The sequence below is a fragment of the Allokutzneria albata genome (assembly GCF_900103775.1).
GTDB classification, from domain to species: Bacteria; Actinomycetota; Actinomycetes; order Mycobacteriales; family Pseudonocardiaceae; genus Allokutzneria; species Allokutzneria albata.
The window spans coordinates 3,718,547-3,733,999 of the sequence record NZ_LT629701.1; the positions used below are offsets into that span (position 1 = coordinate 3,718,547).

The 15,453-nt window shown below is 70.0% G+C and carries 14 protein-coding genes and 1 tRNA gene; 7 read left to right on the forward strand and 8 right to left on the reverse strand.

Features of this window, described 5'->3' with window-relative positions; translation table 11 throughout:
- Nucleotides 1-2: 2 nt before the first annotated feature.
- The 4 genes from BLT28_RS16800 to selD form a co-directional block, all read right to left on the reverse strand.
- Entirely contained in the window at nt 3-920 is a 918-nt protein-coding gene (locus BLT28_RS16800) for an ABC transporter ATP-binding protein (protein WP_030431582.1), read from the reverse strand.
- Nucleotides 917-1,771 carry a hypothetical protein gene (locus tag BLT28_RS16805; RefSeq protein ID WP_030431583.1) on the reverse strand — a complete coding sequence of 285 codons (855 nt, stop codon included), beginning with the start codon at nt 1,769-1,771 and terminating at the stop codon, nt 917-919. Before BLT28_RS16805 ends, BLT28_RS16800 begins: the two co-directional genes overlap by 4 nt.
- On the reverse strand, nt 1,755-2,699 hold the full coding sequence (locus BLT28_RS16810) for an ABC transporter ATP-binding protein (RefSeq protein WP_052407740.1): 945 nt from the start codon (nt 2,697-2,699) through the stop codon (nt 1,755-1,757). Before BLT28_RS16810 ends, BLT28_RS16805 begins: the two co-directional genes overlap by 17 nt.
- A 72-nt stretch (nt 2,700-2,771) precedes the next feature.
- Nucleotides 2,772-3,764 (reverse strand): selenide, water dikinase SelD, encoded by a 993-nt coding sequence (selD, locus tag BLT28_RS16815; protein ID WP_030431585.1) that lies wholly within the window; start codon nt 3,762-3,764, stop codon nt 2,772-2,774.
- Between the two features lie 37 nt (nt 3,765-3,801).
- Between selD and BLT28_RS16820 the strand changes: the two genes are divergently transcribed.
- The 7 genes from BLT28_RS16820 (at nt 3,802) to BLT28_RS16850 (ending at nt 9,286) form a co-directional block, all read left to right on the forward strand.
- Nucleotides 3,802-3,893, forward strand: a tRNA-Sec gene (locus BLT28_RS16820).
- A gap of 15 nt (nt 3,894-3,908) precedes the next feature.
- Complete coding sequence (selA, locus tag BLT28_RS16825) at nt 3,909-5,177, forward strand: L-seryl-tRNA(Sec) selenium transferase (protein WP_030431586.1); 1,269 nt, start codon at nt 3,909-3,911, stop codon at nt 5,175-5,177.
- Entirely contained in the window at nt 5,177-6,883 is a 1,707-nt protein-coding gene (gene selB, locus BLT28_RS16830) for a selenocysteine-specific translation elongation factor (protein ID WP_030431587.1), read from the forward strand. The genes selA and selB overlap by 1 nt, the downstream gene beginning before the upstream one ends.
- A gap of 14 nt (nt 6,884-6,897) precedes the next feature.
- Nucleotides 6,898-7,575 (forward strand): hypothetical protein, encoded by a 678-nt coding sequence (locus BLT28_RS16835; protein ID WP_030431588.1) that lies wholly within the window; start codon nt 6,898-6,900, stop codon nt 7,573-7,575.
- Nucleotides 7,575-8,072: a thioredoxin domain-containing protein gene (locus BLT28_RS16840; RefSeq protein ID WP_030431593.1), complete on the forward strand. Its 498-nt coding sequence runs from the start codon at nt 7,575-7,577 to the stop codon at nt 8,070-8,072. Before BLT28_RS16835 ends, BLT28_RS16840 begins: the two co-directional genes overlap by 1 nt.
- Complete coding sequence (locus tag BLT28_RS16845) at nt 8,044-8,595, forward strand: hypothetical protein (RefSeq protein WP_030431589.1); 552 nt, start codon at nt 8,044-8,046, stop codon at nt 8,593-8,595. Before BLT28_RS16840 ends, BLT28_RS16845 begins: the two co-directional genes overlap by 29 nt.
- A 187-nt stretch (nt 8,596-8,782) precedes the next feature.
- Nucleotides 8,783-9,286 carry a hypothetical protein gene (locus tag BLT28_RS16850; RefSeq protein ID WP_231950810.1) on the forward strand — a complete coding sequence of 168 codons (504 nt, stop codon included), beginning with the start codon at nt 8,783-8,785 and terminating at the stop codon, nt 9,284-9,286.
- 119 nt (nt 9,287-9,405) lie between these two features.
- On the opposite strand, the gene BLT28_RS16855 is transcribed toward BLT28_RS16850, so the two are convergent.
- The 4 genes from BLT28_RS16855 to BLT28_RS16870 form a co-directional block, all read right to left on the reverse strand.
- Entirely contained in the window at nt 9,406-9,624 is a 219-nt protein-coding gene (locus BLT28_RS16855) for a hypothetical protein (RefSeq protein ID WP_030431591.1), read from the reverse strand.
- A 146-nt stretch (nt 9,625-9,770) separates the two neighbouring features.
- Nucleotides 9,771-10,889, reverse strand: a complete 1,119-nt coding sequence (locus BLT28_RS16860) for an HNH endonuclease signature motif containing protein (RefSeq protein WP_083383754.1) — start codon at nt 10,887-10,889, stop codon at nt 9,771-9,773.
- Nucleotides 10,890-11,262: 373 nt separating this feature from the next.
- Nucleotides 11,263-14,433, reverse strand: coding sequence for a S8 family peptidase (locus BLT28_RS16865; protein ID WP_030430319.1), 3,171 nt, complete (start codon nt 14,431-14,433; stop codon nt 11,263-11,265).
- Nucleotides 14,434-14,475: 42 nt separating this feature from the next.
- Nucleotides 14,476-15,402 carry an HAD family hydrolase gene (locus BLT28_RS16870; protein WP_081900385.1) on the reverse strand — a complete coding sequence of 309 codons (927 nt, stop codon included), beginning with the start codon at nt 15,400-15,402 and terminating at the stop codon, nt 14,476-14,478.
- Between the last annotated feature and the right edge of the window lie 51 nt (nt 15,403-15,453).

Consider the following 15,453-nt stretch of genomic DNA (forward strand, 5'->3'; position numbering starts at 1 on the left):
GTTCATGACGCCACCAGGTAGGAGAAGACGCGTTCCAGGGACTCGTCGGAGGGCAGCAGCTGCGACAGGCGGATGCCCTGCGCCCTGGCCACCTTCGTCAGCTCCCTGGTGAAACCGCCGAAGTCGTTCGCCCGCACCTGCAGCCCGGCCGTGCCCAGCTCCACCCCGGACACCGACGGCAGGCACATCAGCGCGGCGGCCAGCCGGCGGTTGTCGGAGGAGGTGATGACGAACTCGTGCGGGCGGTTGGTCATCAGCCGCCGGATGTGCCGGTAGTCACCGGAGGCGGCCAGCCGCCCGGAGACGATCACCTGCACGGTGCCGGAGAGCTGCTCGACCTCCTCCAGGATGTGCGAACTGAACAGGATCGTCCTGCCCTCGCCCGCCATCCGGTGCAGCAGGTCCATCATGTGCATCCGCTGTCGCGGGTCCATGCCGTTGAACGGCTCGTCCAGCAGCAGCACCGACGGCTCGTGCACCAGGGCGGCGGCGACGCGCGTGCGCTGCCGCATGCCCTTGGAGTAGGTGCCGATGCGCCGGTCCATCGCCTCGCCCATCTCGACCAGGTCGATCGCCCGGCGCGCGGCGGCCTTGGGGTCGGGCAGCTTGTGCAGCACCGCGCTGGCGTGCACGAACTCCCACGCGGTCAGGTACCCGGGCACGCTCTCGCGCTCGGTGACCAGGCCGAGCGAGCGGTAGACGTCGGGGTTGCGCCAGCTCGGGGTTCCGTTGACCAGCACGGTGCCCTGCGAGGGCGCGAGGAAGCCGGCCATCATGTGCAGCACGGTGGTCTTGCCCGCGCCGTTGGGGCCGAGCAGGCCGGTCACGCCGGGCCCGATGGTCAGGGTCACGTCGTTGACCGCGACCACGTTGCCGTACCACCGCGACACGGAGTCCAGCTCGATCGTGTTCGTGGTCATGCCGACACCCTCCGGTACCTCAGCAGCAACAGGCCCACCGCGGCGCACGTGACGAAGAGCGTCACCACGCCGTGCATCGGTCCCCACACCCCGACGGCGTGGTTGGTGCCCTTCAACAGCCAGTTGTCCACGCCCTGCAGCAGGTTGGCGGGGGAGATCATGCCGACGACCTCGGGGTTGTCGCTGAACTCCGCCAGCCCCGCCGCGATCGGCTCGGTGATCAGGAACAGCGCCAGCACCAGGGTGGAGGCGAAGATCCGCCTGCCGGACAGCGAGGCCAGCGGCAGCGCGAGCGCGGCCAGCACCACCGCGTGGATCGCCACCGCGGCCATGCCCTGGCCGAAGCGGCCCGCGTGGTCGAGCACCCCGGTCATCCCGTCCTTGGTGCTGAACGCGTTGCCCGCGAACATGATCACCATGGCCGGGCCCAGGGTCAGCGCCACCGAGGAGATCAGCGCGGCCAGCTTGGCCAGCGCGTAGTCGGCGCTGCTCAGCGGCCGGGCCAGGTACAGCGGCATGACGTTGTTGCCGATGTCGCGGGAGACCAGCTCCGGCGCGGCCACGGCGAGCATGATCACCCCGACGTAGGTCAGGTTGCCGACCAGGTCGACGTAGCCCATCAGCTCGATCCCGGTCTGGGTGCCGACGACCATGATCACCAGCCCGGCGATGCCCGCCGAGGCCGCGAGCGTCCACGGCAGCAGCTTCGCCTTGAACCCGCGGCCGAGGCCGAAGGCGGTGCGCAGGCTGTGCACGTACAGCGCCCACATCACCGAGCGCTTGCCGAGCCGCTGGCCCTGGTAGCGCTGATAACCGATGTCGTGGATGACACCCTCAGGCGTGCTGGACATCGCCCACCTCCGATCCGGCAGTGCGGTCGGCGGAGTCCCGGAACAGGTCCGCGACCTGGTGACGGCGCTGCTCCAGCCGGTGCAGCGACAGGTCGAGATCGACGACGGCGTCCCGGATCACGTCGTAGGTCTTCTCGTCGTCGAAGCGCACCAGCAGTTCCCGGCCCTGCTCGCGGACGTCGAGCCCGGCGGCGGTCAGGCGCGCGACGAACTCCTCGACGCGCTCGTCCACCTCGACCGCGAGGACGCCCTTGTGCTGGGTCATCGCCGACAGCGAGTCCGAGCGCAGCAGGCGCCCGCCCTCGATCGCCACCAGCGAGGTGCAGATCCGCTCGATCTCCCCCAGCAGGTGCGAGCAGACCACGACGGAGATGCCGAACTCGGTGCCGATGCGCTGCACCAGTCCGAGCATGGCCTGGCGGCCCTCCGGGTCGAGCCCGTTGGTCGGCTCGTCCAGCAGCAGCAGCTCCGGGTCGTGCACCAGCGCCTGCGCGAGCTTCACCCGCTGCTTCATGCCGGTGGAGTAACCGCCGATGGCCCGGTACCGCTCCTCGTAGAGCCCGACGTGGCGCAGCGTCTCGGACGCGCGCTCGCGGGCGGTCGCCGCGGGCAGCCCGGACATGCGCCCCATGTGCGTCACGAACTCCGCAGCGGTCATGTCCGGCGGCAGGCAGTCGTGCTCGGGCATGTAGCCCACCTGCGAGCGCACCCGTTCCACCTCGGTGAGGGGGTCCAGCCCCAGCACCCTGATCCGCCCCGCCGTCGGTGCGATCAACCCCAGAGCCAGCTTGATCAGCGTGCTCTTCCCCGCCCCGTTCGCACCGACCAGCCCGACGATGCCGGGCTCGATGCTCACCGTCAGGTCGGCGAGGGCGAGTGTCCCGCCGCCGTACCGTTTCTCGAGCGATTCGCTCTCGATCAGTGTCACGTTGTGCACACTACGACGGACGACCGGGAGACCACATCCGGTTCGGCCCTGGAAACACCCTTAGGGGGTTGCCTATCTCACGAGGATAGCGTTGTCCCCCTGGGGAATCAGCTCTCCGACGACAGTCGCGCCGGACACCTCGCCCGCGACCAGCAAACCACCCGAAGTCTGAGAGTCTGTCAGCAAGAGCGCCTCCGTCTCCTCCACTGTGGACAGCTCGGTGCGCGGCCGCACCCAGTCGAGGTTGCGACGGCTGCCGCCGCTGACGAAACCGTCCCGAACCGCCTCCCGCGCGCCGTCCAAATAGGGCACCGCGGCGGAGTCGACGACCGCGCTGACCCCGCTGGCGCGCACGAGCTTGTACAGGTGCCCGAGCAGGCCGAAGCCGGTGATGTCGGTGGCACAGGTGATTCCGGCGGCGACCGCGGCCGCGGAGGCGTCCCGGTTGAGAGTGGTCATCGCCTCGACCGCCTGCGGGAAGACCTCGCCGGTGGCCTTGTGCCGGGTGTTGAGCACGCCGATCCCCAGCGGCTTGGTCAGCGACAGCGGCAGTCCCGGGCGCCCGGTGTCGTTGCGCAAGGTCCTTGCGGGGTCAACGATTCCGGTGACCGCCATGCCGTACTTGGGCTCCGGGTCGTCGACGCTGTGCCCGCCCGCGACGTGGCACCCGGCGCCGGCGGCGACGTCCCGGCCGCCGCGCAGCACCTCGGCGGCCAGCTCCATCGGCAGCACCTCCCTCGGCCAGCCGAGCAGGTTCACCGCCACGACCGGGGTGCCGCCCATGGCGTAGACGTCGGAGAGCGCGTTCGCGGCCGCGATCCGGCCCCAGTCATAGGGATCGTCGACCACCGGGGTGAAGAAGTCGGCGGTGGCGACCAGCGCCAGATCGGGTCGCACGCCGACCACGGCCGCGTCGTCGCCGGTGTCCAGTCCGACCAGCAGCTCCGCCGCGGGGTCGACCGGCGGGGCGCCGGTCAGCCCCGCCACGATCCGTTCGAGCTCGCCGGGCGGGATCTTGCAAGCGCACCCGCCGCCGTGGGCGAATTGGGTGAGACGGTAGGAGATCACCCGGACATCGTGTCAGGATGGTCTTGTGAATCGGGGAGGTGTATCCGGTCTGGTGACCGGCGCGGTCTTCAAAACCGTTGGGCGGCAGCACCTGTCGCCGGCGGGTTCGATTCCCGTCCACCTCCGCTCCCCGGGGGTATCATGACCGACCCACGCCGGCACATCCCGCGCACCGACACCCTCCTCGCCTGCTTCGCCGAGGCCGCGCGGACCCTCGGCACCGCCACGGTGAAGGCGGCGATCATGGCTGCGCAGCAACGGGCTCGCGCGGGCGAGATCGCACCGTCGGAAGTGGCTTCCGCGGTCGCGGCGGCGCTCCCGTCCGGCCCGCGCCGGGTGATCAACGCGACCGGGGTCGTCGTGCACACCAACCTCGGCCGTGCTCCGTTGTCCCCCGCCGCACGTGCCGCGATCGACGCCGCCGCGGGCACCACGGACGTCGAGTTCGACCTCGCGACGGGGGCGCGGGCACGGCGCGGACGCAGCGCGCTCGCGGCGCTGGCCGAGGCCGTCCCGGACGCGGGCGGAGTGCATGTCGTCAACAACAACGCCGCGGCCTTGTTGTTGTGCGCCTTGGCATTCGCACCCGGCCAGGAGATCGTCATCAGCCGCGGTGAGCTGGTGGAGATCGGGGACGGCTTCCGCATTCCGGAGCTGCTGCGCTCGACCGGCGCGCGGTTGCACGAGGTCGGTACGACCAATCGCGTCCACCTCCGCGACTACGCCGACGCCGTCGGTCCTTCCACCGGCTTCATCCTGAAGGTGCACCCGTCCAACTTCGAGGTCACCGGCTTCACGTCCACAGTGGACATCGCGGAGCTGACCGGCCTCGGCGTTCCGGTGATCGCGGACATCGGCTCCGGCCTGCTCGCGCCGCACCCGCTCCTTCCCGACGAGCCGGACGCGACGACGGCCCTGCGCGCAGGGGCGAACCTGGTCACCGCGAGCGGGGACAAGCTCCTCGGCGGCCCGCAGGCGGGCCTGCTGCTCGGCGACGCCGACCTGGTGGAGCGGCTCCGCCGCCATCCCGCCGCCAGGGCGCTGCGGGTCGACAAGCTCACGCTCGCGGCCTTGGAAGCGACTCTGCGTGGTCCGCTTCCTCCTGTGCGCCAAGCACTTGAAGCACCCGTCGACGATCTCTTCGATCGAGCCTCCGCGCTGTCGGCGAAGCTGCGCGGGGCGGGGATCGACGCGGACGCGGTGCGCTGCGTGGCGGCCGTGGGTGGCGGAGGGGCTCCAGGGGTCGAGCTGCCGTCAGCCGCGGTGAGCCTTCCCGCCGAGTACGCGAAGTCGCTGAGGCTGGGCGAGGTCGCCGTGGTGGGCCGGATCGAGCGCGGGCACTGCCTGCTCGACCTGCGCACGGTCCACCCTGATGACGATTCCCTTCTGGTGCGGGCGGTTCTGGGCTGATGCGGGTCATCGCCACGGCCGGGCACGTCGACCACGGCAAGTCCACCCTGGTGCGGTCGCTCACCGGGATGGAGCCCGACCGCTGGGCGGAGGAGAAGCGGCGCGGGCTCACCATCGACCTCGGCTTCGCGTGGACGACGCTCGGAGACGGCTCGGAGATCGCGTTCGTCGACGTCCCGGGGCATCGGAGGTTCGTGCCGAACACGCTGTCCGGGATCGGCCCGGTACCCGCGGTCATGTTCGTGGTGGCGGCCGACGAAGGTTGGATGCCGCAGTCCACAGAACACCTCGCCGCACTGGACGCGCTCCGCATCGAACACGGCGTACTGGTGATCACGCGTTCCGACCTCGCCGATCCGGGGCCGGCGCTCACGGAGGCGCGGGAACGTCTCGCGAGCACATCGCTCGCCGGGATCGAGCACGTCGTGGTCAGCGGAGTCACCGGCGCCGGGCTGGACGAGCTGCGTTCGGCCCTGTCCTCGTTGGAGCTTCCGGCACCGGACACCGCGGCGGATGTGCGGTTGTGGGTTGATCGCTCGTTCAGCCTGCCCGGAGCGGGCACCGTGGTGACGGGGACGCTCACGGGCGGCACTCTGCGTGCGGGCGACGAACTGCTGCTGCGCGGTTCCCCGGTCACGGTGCGCGGTCTACAGTCCTTGGGGCGCAAGGAAGATCCGGTCGAAGCGGTCGCCAGGGTCGCGGTGAACCTGCGTGGAGCAGACCGCGACGCCGTCCATCGCGGCGACGCGCTCCTGACGCCACACCGCTGGCTGGACAGCTCCGCCGTGGACGTTCTCGTCGATCAGGAGCTGCCGTCCCAGGTCGTGCTGCACATCGGGTCCGCTTCGGTTCCTGCTCGCGTTCGTCCGCTGGGGACCGCGGCGGCACGCCTCGCGTTGTCGCGCCCGCTGCCACTGCGGATCGGTGATCGCGTGCTGCTACGCGATCCTGGCAGCTCGAAGATTGCCGGGGCTTCCGTCGCGGACCTCGATCCGCCGCCGCTGACTCGCCGCGGAGCCGCCCGTGCACGCGCGGACGAACTGCGCGCGCCGCTCGAACTCCACTTGCGGCGACGCAAGTTCGTGCACCGGGACCGGCTGCGCGCCTTGGGGTTGCCGCACGACGGTCCGGAGTGGCGGGTGGACCCGGAACGCTGGGCGAACCTGACCGAACAGCTCAAGTCCGAAGTGGACAGTTGGCCGCCGTTGGACCCCGGCCTGCCGGTGACCGTGGCGCTCCAGCGGCTGAACGTGCCCGCCGCGCTGATCGGCGATCTGGCGACGGCAGCGGGACTGCTCGTCGTCGGCGGACGGCTCCAGAGGTCCGGCAGGGCCGCGTTGCCCGCGCACGTCGAAGCCGCGCTGGTGACGCTGACGCGGGAGCTGCGCGCTGACCCGTTCGCGGCGCCGGACGCGCACCGCCTGGCAGAACTCAAGCTGGGGCAGAAGGAACTGGCCGCCGCGGTGCGCGCGGGACGGCTGGTGAAGGTGGCCGAAGGGGTCGTGCTCCTGCCGGAGGCCATCGAGCTGGCGCGGCGCGTCCTGTCGCGGCTGGAGCAGCCCTTCACCGTCAGCCAGGCCCGTCAGGCGCTGCGCACCACGCGCCGGGTCGCCGTTCCGCTGCTCGAAACGCTCGCCCGGATGGGCGCCACCGAACGCCTCGCCGACTCCCGCCACGTTGCGCACGTAACGGCTCACGATCAGTGATGGATAATCCCCGTGTGGCTCAACAGCAGTTAGATCTGATCTCGCCGAGCGGCGGGCAGGTACGGGTGGCCCTGCCGGGCTCGGCGCCGGTGTCCAGCGTGGTCACGGGCGTCCGGTTCGCCGGAGGGTCCTACGGCACCGGGTTCCAGATCGGACCGCGCGGCTACCACGACTTCGCTTGTACCCACGTCGCTCCTGCGACGCTGCGCGAGCGCTTGGTCGTGCACGGCCGTGAAGTGCTCGTGGCGGAAGCCGAGGACGGCGAGTCCTCGGTGGCCACCCTGATCGGCACCTACCACGAGCTGATGACCGTCTTCGTCGGCCCGGCACCGCGGCGTGATCGGGTGTTCTCGCTGTTCAACTCGCTGCTGATCAACGACAACAGCGGCGGCATGGTCGTCCGCCCGCGCTCGGCGACACTGCTGGACACCATGGCCGAGCAGGTCGTGGTGGCGGTGAAGGGCTACGGCTCGGTGAACATCCCCGGGCCCCGGCAGGCGAGCGCGCTGGTGCCCAGGCACGCGGGCGCCCGGACCGCGCACGGCGAGGTGTGGAAAGCTGCCTACCCCGGCGGTTTCGCGTTCATCCTCGGCTGTTCCCGCGGGGTGGCCGAGGTGCACCTGGCCAACACCGCGCAGGAGTGCCTGGACTGGCTGAACGAGATCGACGTGGCGTGGCGGGATGCGAGCTGATGTCTGCTGAGCTGGCCTTCTACCTGATCACCTGGGCCGCGATCATCGTGCTGTTCCTCGGGCTCGCCGCGACGCTGCGCGAGGTCCGGCTGCTGCGCGCCGTCGTCATGCGCAACCCGGACGGTTTCGCCACCGCCCAGCCGGACGTGGTGCTCGGCGGGGTGTTCGCCGACGGCACCTCGCGGCCGATCGTCGCCGCGGTCGACTCCGGTTGCCCGTTGTGCAGGACGGTCGTCGAGGAGCTGGCGCGGCGCGCTCCGGACGCGAAGCTGCTGACGCACGAGTCCCCTTCGGTGTGGCGCGACGCCGGGCTCGAGGTCATCAGCGACCGCGAGGCGTGGCGGGCGATCTCGCACCTGTCGCCTCCGGTGCTGATGCACGTGGACGGCGGCGGCGCTGTGCGGCGGATGACCTTGCCCGTGCGCGTCGAGGAACTCGACGACTGGATCGACTCGGAGGGAGCCGTCGATGTCGTTGACGCTCGATCAGATTCCTGACCACGACCAGGCTCCCCCGGCTGCGGAGCCGTCCCGCGCGCTGTCCGGGCTGAAGATCACCGGGGCTCGGCGGACCGTGCTCAAGGCGATGGCGCTCGGCGCGGTCACCCTCGGCGCTTCGGCGTTGAGCTGGCCGCGGGCCGCGCGCGCCGAGACCGGCAAGTACGGCATGCAGGGGTGGGACCGCAATGACTGCAAGGACGCCTATCCCGTCGGCTACGAGGAGAAGGGCGACACCAGCGGCGCCTACGTGAACACCTACGGCGCGTGCTTCAACGGCGCCTGGCGGGGCAGCAACTACTGCGACGGCGGCTGGCACAAGTACGGCACGTGGAACGACAACGGCATCCAGGCCGATCACGCGCCGACCTCGACCGCTTGCGGCACGACGACGACGAAGAACGCGTGGAAGTGGACCACGCCGGACGGGATCGTCTACCGCTGCTCCGATGGGTTCACCACGTTCTGGGGCGGCGGGCACACCGGCCAGACCTACCTGACCATCTGCAGGGCTGTCGTCTGACATGCGGTGGCACCCGTTGACGATCGCCGTGGGCGTCGTGCTCGCGACGATCGCCTGCGCGGTGTGGTGGCCGCCGTCGATGTGGCTGCTGATGGGTGCCGCGGCGGGCTACGCCACCAGCGGCAGCACTTGAAGCAAGAACTCGGCTTCCGCGCTGAGCTCGCCGGTCCGGCGAGGTTCCCCACTGGTGGCGTTCTGCACCGGTCTCGTCGTCGGCGGTGTGCTGACCGCGATGGGCCTGGTCGTCGTCGGGTCCCTGATCCGCGCGCCACTACCCGACGCTGCCCGCTGGTCGATCGTGGCGGCGGCCCTGGTTCCCGTGCTGCTGCGCGATTTCGGCGTGCTGTCCTTCGCGCTGCCGGAGAACCGCCGCCTCGTGCCGGAGAGCGTGTTCCGGTTGGGTCCGCACCTCGGGCCGCTGCAGTTCGGCATCGAGATGGGCACCGCGATGCGCACCTATCTGCCCAGCGGACTGCCCTACATCGGTGGCCTCGTCGTGCTGCTGCTCGCGTCGTGGCCCATGGCGGTGTGCGCAGGCGTCGGCTTCGGGCTCGGACGTGCGCTGATGACCACGTCGAACGTGCGCTACGACGGAGACTGGGACGCCGAGTGGGCCCGGCACGCCCGCCTATTGGCCGTCCTGATGACGGTCGCCTTCGTGTTCAGCCTGGTCTACCTGCGGGTCGCGTAACCACTGCAGAACTCTTCGCCGTTCACGTTGCTGCAGACCCGGAAAGTCCCTTTGCTCGCCCACGTGTTGGTGTCGACGCTCGTCCGGCCCTGCGGGACGTGAGCGCGGCTCACCACGCTTCACCACCAGTTCTCCGTCCACACCTCGTCTCCCGCGACGCCGTACTCCAGGTGCCCGTGCCAATGCCGGTCACCCGGCGGCGTCCGAAGCGCCCAGGGGTTGATCCGCCGCCCGTGGTGCGTGGTCCAGGCCGCCAGTTCCAGCACTTCCTGGACGCTCTCCCCGGCCAGTGCTGCCTGCGCCGGGGTGGGCATCGCGATCAGTGGTGCGGCCAGCATCCTCCCGGGTTGTGGATCACGGTGTCCGGCTGCTCGGGGACAGCCACGTTCATCGGCAGGTGGACGCACTCTTCTGCCTCTCGTGACCGCCGTGGAGGGCCGCAGACGTCCTGTAGGGCATCGCAGCCGGGGCATGATCGGTAGCCCTAGAAGGGCGCGGGTTCGGCGATGGGTTCGAGTTCGGTCTCGATCACCTTGCCACTCGGTGTGGTCCATGCGTGCGTGCCGTCCGGCCGGTTCTCGCAGGACCAACGGGAGTGGGTCTTCATCCGGTGATGGTGCCTGCACTTGGGCCGCAGGTTCGCGATGGTGGTGTTGGTCCCGTCAAAGGGACAGCAATGATCCAGATCGCAGCGGTGCGCCGGTTGGTTACAGCCGACCATCGTGCACGTCGGATACCGGGCGTTGATCAACTCCCGCTGCGCCGGAGTCGGTCGGTAGGTGGTGATGTGCTCGGCCATCCCGGTCACCGGGTCGGTCAGGATGCGCTTCCAGATCCCATTCGCCGCGACATCCGCCACGATCGGGGCGGGCAGCGGACCGTATCCGGCCAGCATGACCGGGTCTGTGGTCAGGCCCAGGATGTTGGTGATCGGCATGGTCAGGTTGACGCACACCTGGCCCTGCGGGGCGGGTGTTTCCTTGCCCATCAACAGGTCTGCCGCGACGTCGGATCGTTTCTGGTCGAGGGTGCGGTCATCTTTCGGTAGTGCCCGGGCGATGCGGTCGATGCGGTCGAAGGCGAGGGCCGCCTTCAGGGCGGGCAGGACCACGCGCAGTGAGCACATGCCGTCGTCGAGGTTGAACTTCTCCACCAACCGCTGCTTGCGCTTCTCCTCATGACGCCGCAACGCCGCCTCGGCATCGAGCTTGAGGACATAGCGCCGGGCATAGCGTTGAGAGGCGGTGTAGTTGTGCGATGCCGCATGCGCGATCAGCACCGGTTCGGCGATCGCCTGGTTGGCGGCGTCGAGGACACTGACCTGATCAATGATCATCAACGCCTTGCCCTCATCGATCCGACCGTCCGACAACGCTTCCAACACCGCCGGATGGTCGATCAGCGACATGGCGCGGTCGATGAGCTTGTTGCCTTTGACCTGGGAGACGCGCAGCAGCGGCATGAGAACATCCCCGGCGTACTGCTGGACTTCGGGGTCGAGGTCGTCATAGAGCTTCATCAGGGTTAAGGCGAAGTCCGCGACAGCCTTACCGATCGCGGCGTAGGCGGCGACGAGTTCGTCTTCGATATCGGCAGGGGCCATACCCTTATTTTAGCGTCTGCAAATAGTGGATCATGGCTCTACGGAGTGAACTTTCCCTTACACCCCAACGGTTTCAGCAAACGAAAGCCAGTTCCAGCTGGCGAGGTAAGGCTGGAACGGTCGGCTTGACCTGGGGTGCGCGTGCCATACGCTCGTCGCGAGGGCCGGAGTTTCATCCCGTGCCCCCGTGAGGCCCACGGGCACGCGCAAGGGGCCCCAGGTCAAGCCGACCCCACGCCGGAACCAGCAGGCTGGAACCAGCCGACCCCACGCCAGAACCAGCCGCCCCCCGCTGGAACCAGCCACCCCCGCCGGAACCAGCCCACCCACGCCGGAACCAGCCACCCCCGCCGAAATCCCCCCAAGCCGAACCCTAGAAACGATAAGCCCGCAACACGGTCTGCGAAACGGATCCACCCGCAGCATCAGAAGCCCCGATCCGCACCCCGACAAACCCCGATCCCACAGGGTGTTCAACCACGGCGATCCCCCGCTCTCCCGAGCGCAGAACGGGAATCGACTTCCAACTCACCCCGTCGTCGAAGGAGACCTCCAGCGTCAAACCGACAACCGCCGAGGACACCGATCCGGGTTGCCGTTGCACGACAAGGGAAAGCGGATGGAAACGGCCGAGTGCCCGGTTCTGGTGGTCGACCGCGCCGCTCGCGCGCACGACCATCAGCGGCAGTGGCGCCTTCCCGGAAGCACCGGGCTCGGCGAACGTCCAGGTGGTGTCGATCTTGGTGCCGAGCACCGACCACGGCACGGAGCGGGTGGCCTCGGCGCGGAGGGTGTAGCGCGCAGGGGTGTCCGGGATGGTGAAGCTCGCCCTCCCCGCGCCCGCGATGCTTTCCGGCCGCCCACCTGCGCGGGTCAGGGTCGTGGTGCCGGTGACGGACTCGGCCGCTGAGATGTACTGGTTGGGGTCGCTGCCGGACAGCAGCGGGATGCCGACGGACAGCTGCTTCCCCGCGCGCTGCACGGCCCAGCCGTCCTCGGCGTTCCCGAACGCCGGCCCCATGGCGCCCTTGTTCCACCCTGCCTGGTAGGAGCCGGGCTTGTACGTCCGGTACGACCAGGTGTTCTCCGAGTCGTTCTCATCCACGAAGGACGCGAGAACGTGCCGCCAGCTGACGTCCGGGTGAGCGGTGAAGAACTCCGTGCGCTTGCTGGGCACGGCCTGGTCGGTGGTCTCGTACACGCCGTTGCCCGGCTCCTGCACCGCGAGCCGCGCGTAGTCGGCCCGCAACCCCTTCCCGGGGGCGCCTTGCGCGTAGTACCGGGACTCCACCTTCGCCAACTCGTGATCACGCACGCGGTACGTCGTGTCCGGCGGGATCTTGCCGCGCTCCAGGAACGCCAGCTGGTAGGTCGACGTGGTGGTCGGGTCGGCGAGGCTGGCGCGGAACGTGAACGCGTACGTGTGGTCGGAGACCTTCGCTTCGGTGCCCACCGCGTACAACTGGTGCGTCGGGCCCGCCGTCCATCCAAGGGAGGAGATCCGGTCACCCTTGCCGGAGAGCAACGCGACCTGGCCGAACGTGAACTTGGCGTTCTTCCGGTCGACGACGGCGCGGATCGGCCTGCCCTGCCTGGCATCCAGGGTGACGACAGCGTCCTTGCCGACGACGACACCTGGCTTCGACAACGCTGTGACGGCGAGCGGCTGCGCCTTGTTGGCGGGATCGTCCGACAGCTCGAAGGCGTTGATGTCGTAGCGTCCCTTCGGCAGCCGTGTCGTTCCGTTGGGGCGAAGCCCATATGCCGCACCGGTTTCGGTGTTCACTGCCTTCGTCAGACCGCCGCTCGGGCGGCCCGTGCGACTGATCAGCTCGACCTTGACCTCGTAGCCCTCCCCTTCCAGAACCGCCGCAAGTGCCGTCTGCACAACGACTCCCGGCGCGGTGGCCGTCAGGCGACCGCCGTGCCTACCCGCGGGCTTGCCAACGGGATCAGCGGATACACCGACACTGGCCGTGCCGTTCGCGGGCACGGTGACCGTCGGCGAGGACGGAGTGAACGGGCCGGCAGCGCCGAGAGAAAGGGTGACCGGACTCGCGCCGTCGTTGCGGTAGGTCACCGCCTTGGGCTCGGATCGCTTGTACGGCCAGGAAAGGAAACCGAAGCTCACCCCGCCGGAGACCGCGCTCACCTGCTGCGTCACCGCGCGACCGATGTCCAGTCTGCCCGCTCCCTGCTCCAAGGCGTCCGCGGTCGGCAGGGCCGATCCGATGAGCGCAGCCTTGAGGCGGTCCGCCTTCCAGTCCGGATGCTGCTGAGCCAGCAGTGCGGCGGCGCCGGCGGCGTGCGGTGCGGCCATGGACGTCCCGGAGAGCGTCGCGTGCAGGTCATCGACGGGCGCGAGGTCGCCGTCCCGGGTACCGGGCGCTCGCGAGGAAACGATCTCGGCGCCGGGTGCGGCGATGTCCGGCTTCACCGCCAGGTCGCCGGTGCGCGGTCCGCGCGGTGAGAACGGGCTCGTGATGTCCTTTTTGGACACGCTGCCCACTGCGAGCGCGGCGTCCGCGGAGGCCGGCGCGGTCACGGACGCGAGCGGATCCGAGTTGTCGAGGTTGCGGTCATTGCCCGCCGAGACCACGAACAACGTGCCGTGCTGGGCGGAAAGCCGGTTCAGCGCCCGGGAAACGGGATCTGTGCCGTCCGTGGCTCCCCCGCCGAGGCTGAGGTTGACGACCTTCGCCTTCGGCGCGATCCACTCCATTCCGGCGATGACGGCGGAGTCGGGGCAGCCGTGGTCGACGCACACCTTGCCGCTGATCAGCTTCACGTCCGGCGCCACGCCGCGGTAGACCGAAGACCCGCTCGCGATGATCCCCGCGACGTGCGTGCCGTGGCCGAGGTCGTCGCGCGCGTCCGGCCGCGTTCCGGTGAAGTCCTTGGCCTCCAGCACCTTCCCGGCGAGGTCGGGGTGGTCGGCCTTGATGCCGGAGTCGAGCACGCCGACCGTGACGCCCTTGCCGGTGAACCCGGACTGCCAGGCGCGCGGCGCTCCGACCCGGGGCACGCTCGTGTCGACGGCGGGCTTGCCGATGCCATCGAGCCACACCCGCGTGTCCGGGGCGGACCGGGTCACCCAGTTCCAGAAGTCCTTGCTGCGCTTGTGGTCCTGCCGCACCGCGACGCCGTCGACGCTGGGCAGGTCGCGAACCTTGGTGACGCCGGGCGGCGCGGTGGGCGAGGAGACGATCAACGGCGTGGCGTCCTGCCTCCGCCTGGTCAGCTCGGAGATGTTGAACAGCCGCCGGTCGACGCGGCCCGCGGCGACGAGGGCGCTCGCGTCGGCGGGGATGACCGAGACGTCGGCAGCGCCCGGACCGGCCTCGCGGAAGAAGCCGATGTGCTCCCGGCCCGGCCCCGGGGTGATCGCCACACCCGGTGCGCCGCCGGGCTGCCGCAGCAGCCGGACCTGGTCGCCGGTGACCAGCGTGACGGCACCGGCGAGAGCAGGGGTGGCGGGCGCGACGGTGGCCGGGACGATCCCGGCCAGGACCGCGAAGACCACCGGCGGCACAAATCTGGACAATTTCACGAGGGGTATTTCGTTGCTCACACAGTGTTGTTACAGCTACCTGCGGGAGCGGGCCAGCCCAGCGGCAACGGCGCTGATCACGGCCCCGGCACCGAGCACGGAGGGCACGCCGATGCGGGCGACCTTGCGGCCGGTGCGGAAGTCCTCGATCTCCCACCCCTTGGCCCGCGCGATGCGGCGCAGCCCGGCGTCGGGGTTCACCGCGACCGGCGTGCCGACCGCGGTCAGCATCGGGACGTCGTTCTCCGAGTCGGAGTACGCCGTGCAGCGCCGCAGGTCAAGGCCCTCCCGGGCGGCGAGCGCGCGGACCGCGTGCACCTTCGCCGGGCCGTGCATGAGCCCGCCGACCAACCGTCCGGTGTAGACACCGTCGACGCTCTCCGCGACCGTGCCCAGCGCCCCGGTCAGGCCGAGCCGCCGCGCGATGATCGAGGCCAGCTCCACCGGGGTCGCGGTGACCAGCCAGACCCGCTGGCCCGCGTCGATGTGCTTCTGCGCGAGCGCCCTGGTGCCCGGCCAGATCTTGTCGGCCATCAGCTCGTCGTAGATCTCCTCGCTGACCGCGGACAGCTCCTCGACCGTGCGGCCGGCCACGAAGGACAGCAGCTGGTCGCGGCTGGAGTCGATGCCGGCCTTGTCCTCGCGCCCGCCGACGCGGAACTTCAGCTGCTTCCAGGCGAAACCGGCCAGCTGCGCACCGGAGACGTACTTGCGCGCCACCAGGCCGCGCGCGAAGTGGAAGATCGACGCGCCCATCATCATGGTGTTGTCCACGTCGAAGAACGCCCCGGCCGTGAGGTCCTGCCCCGGACCGGCCACGTCGGGACCGGCCACCACCGCGGCCTCCGCCGACGCGGCACCGGCCACCGCGGCCAACCGCTCCAGTTCCGGCTCCTGCACGGGTTCCCTCGCCGGCTTGTGCACTGCTCCGATGCTCGGTCCCGCGAGCGGATCTTCGGTCATGCGAACCGCCTTCCCCAATGCTCCAGCGTATCCGGGCACGACCACCCCTCT

Coding starts and splice junctions, on each gene's coding strand:
- BLT28_RS16800 (WP_030431582.1), bottom strand. CDS start 920: ATGACCACGAACACGATCGAGCTGGACTCCGTGTCGCGGTGGTACGGC.
- BLT28_RS16805 (WP_030431583.1), bottom strand. CDS start 1,771: ATGTCCAGCACGCCTGAGGGTGTCATCCACGACATCGGTTATCAGCGC.
- selA (WP_030431586.1), top strand. CDS start 3,909: ATGACCGACCCACGCCGGCACATCCCGCGCACCGACACCCTCCTCGCC.
- selB (WP_030431587.1), top strand. CDS start 5,177: ATGCGGGTCATCGCCACGGCCGGGCACGTCGACCACGGCAAGTCCACC.
- BLT28_RS16840 (WP_030431593.1), top strand. CDS start 7,575: ATGTCTGCTGAGCTGGCCTTCTACCTGATCACCTGGGCCGCGATCATC.
- BLT28_RS16845 (WP_030431589.1), top strand. CDS start 8,044: ATGTCGTTGACGCTCGATCAGATTCCTGACCACGACCAGGCTCCCCCG.
- BLT28_RS16855 (WP_030431591.1), bottom strand. CDS start 9,624: ATGCTGGCCGCACCACTGATCGCGATGCCCACCCCGGCGCAGGCAGCA.
- BLT28_RS16860 (WP_083383754.1), bottom strand. CDS start 10,889: ATGGCCCCTGCCGATATCGAAGACGAACTCGTCGCCGCCTACGCCGCG.
- BLT28_RS16870 (WP_081900385.1), bottom strand. CDS start 15,402: ATGACCGAAGATCCGCTCGCGGGACCGAGCATCGGAGCAGTGCACAAG.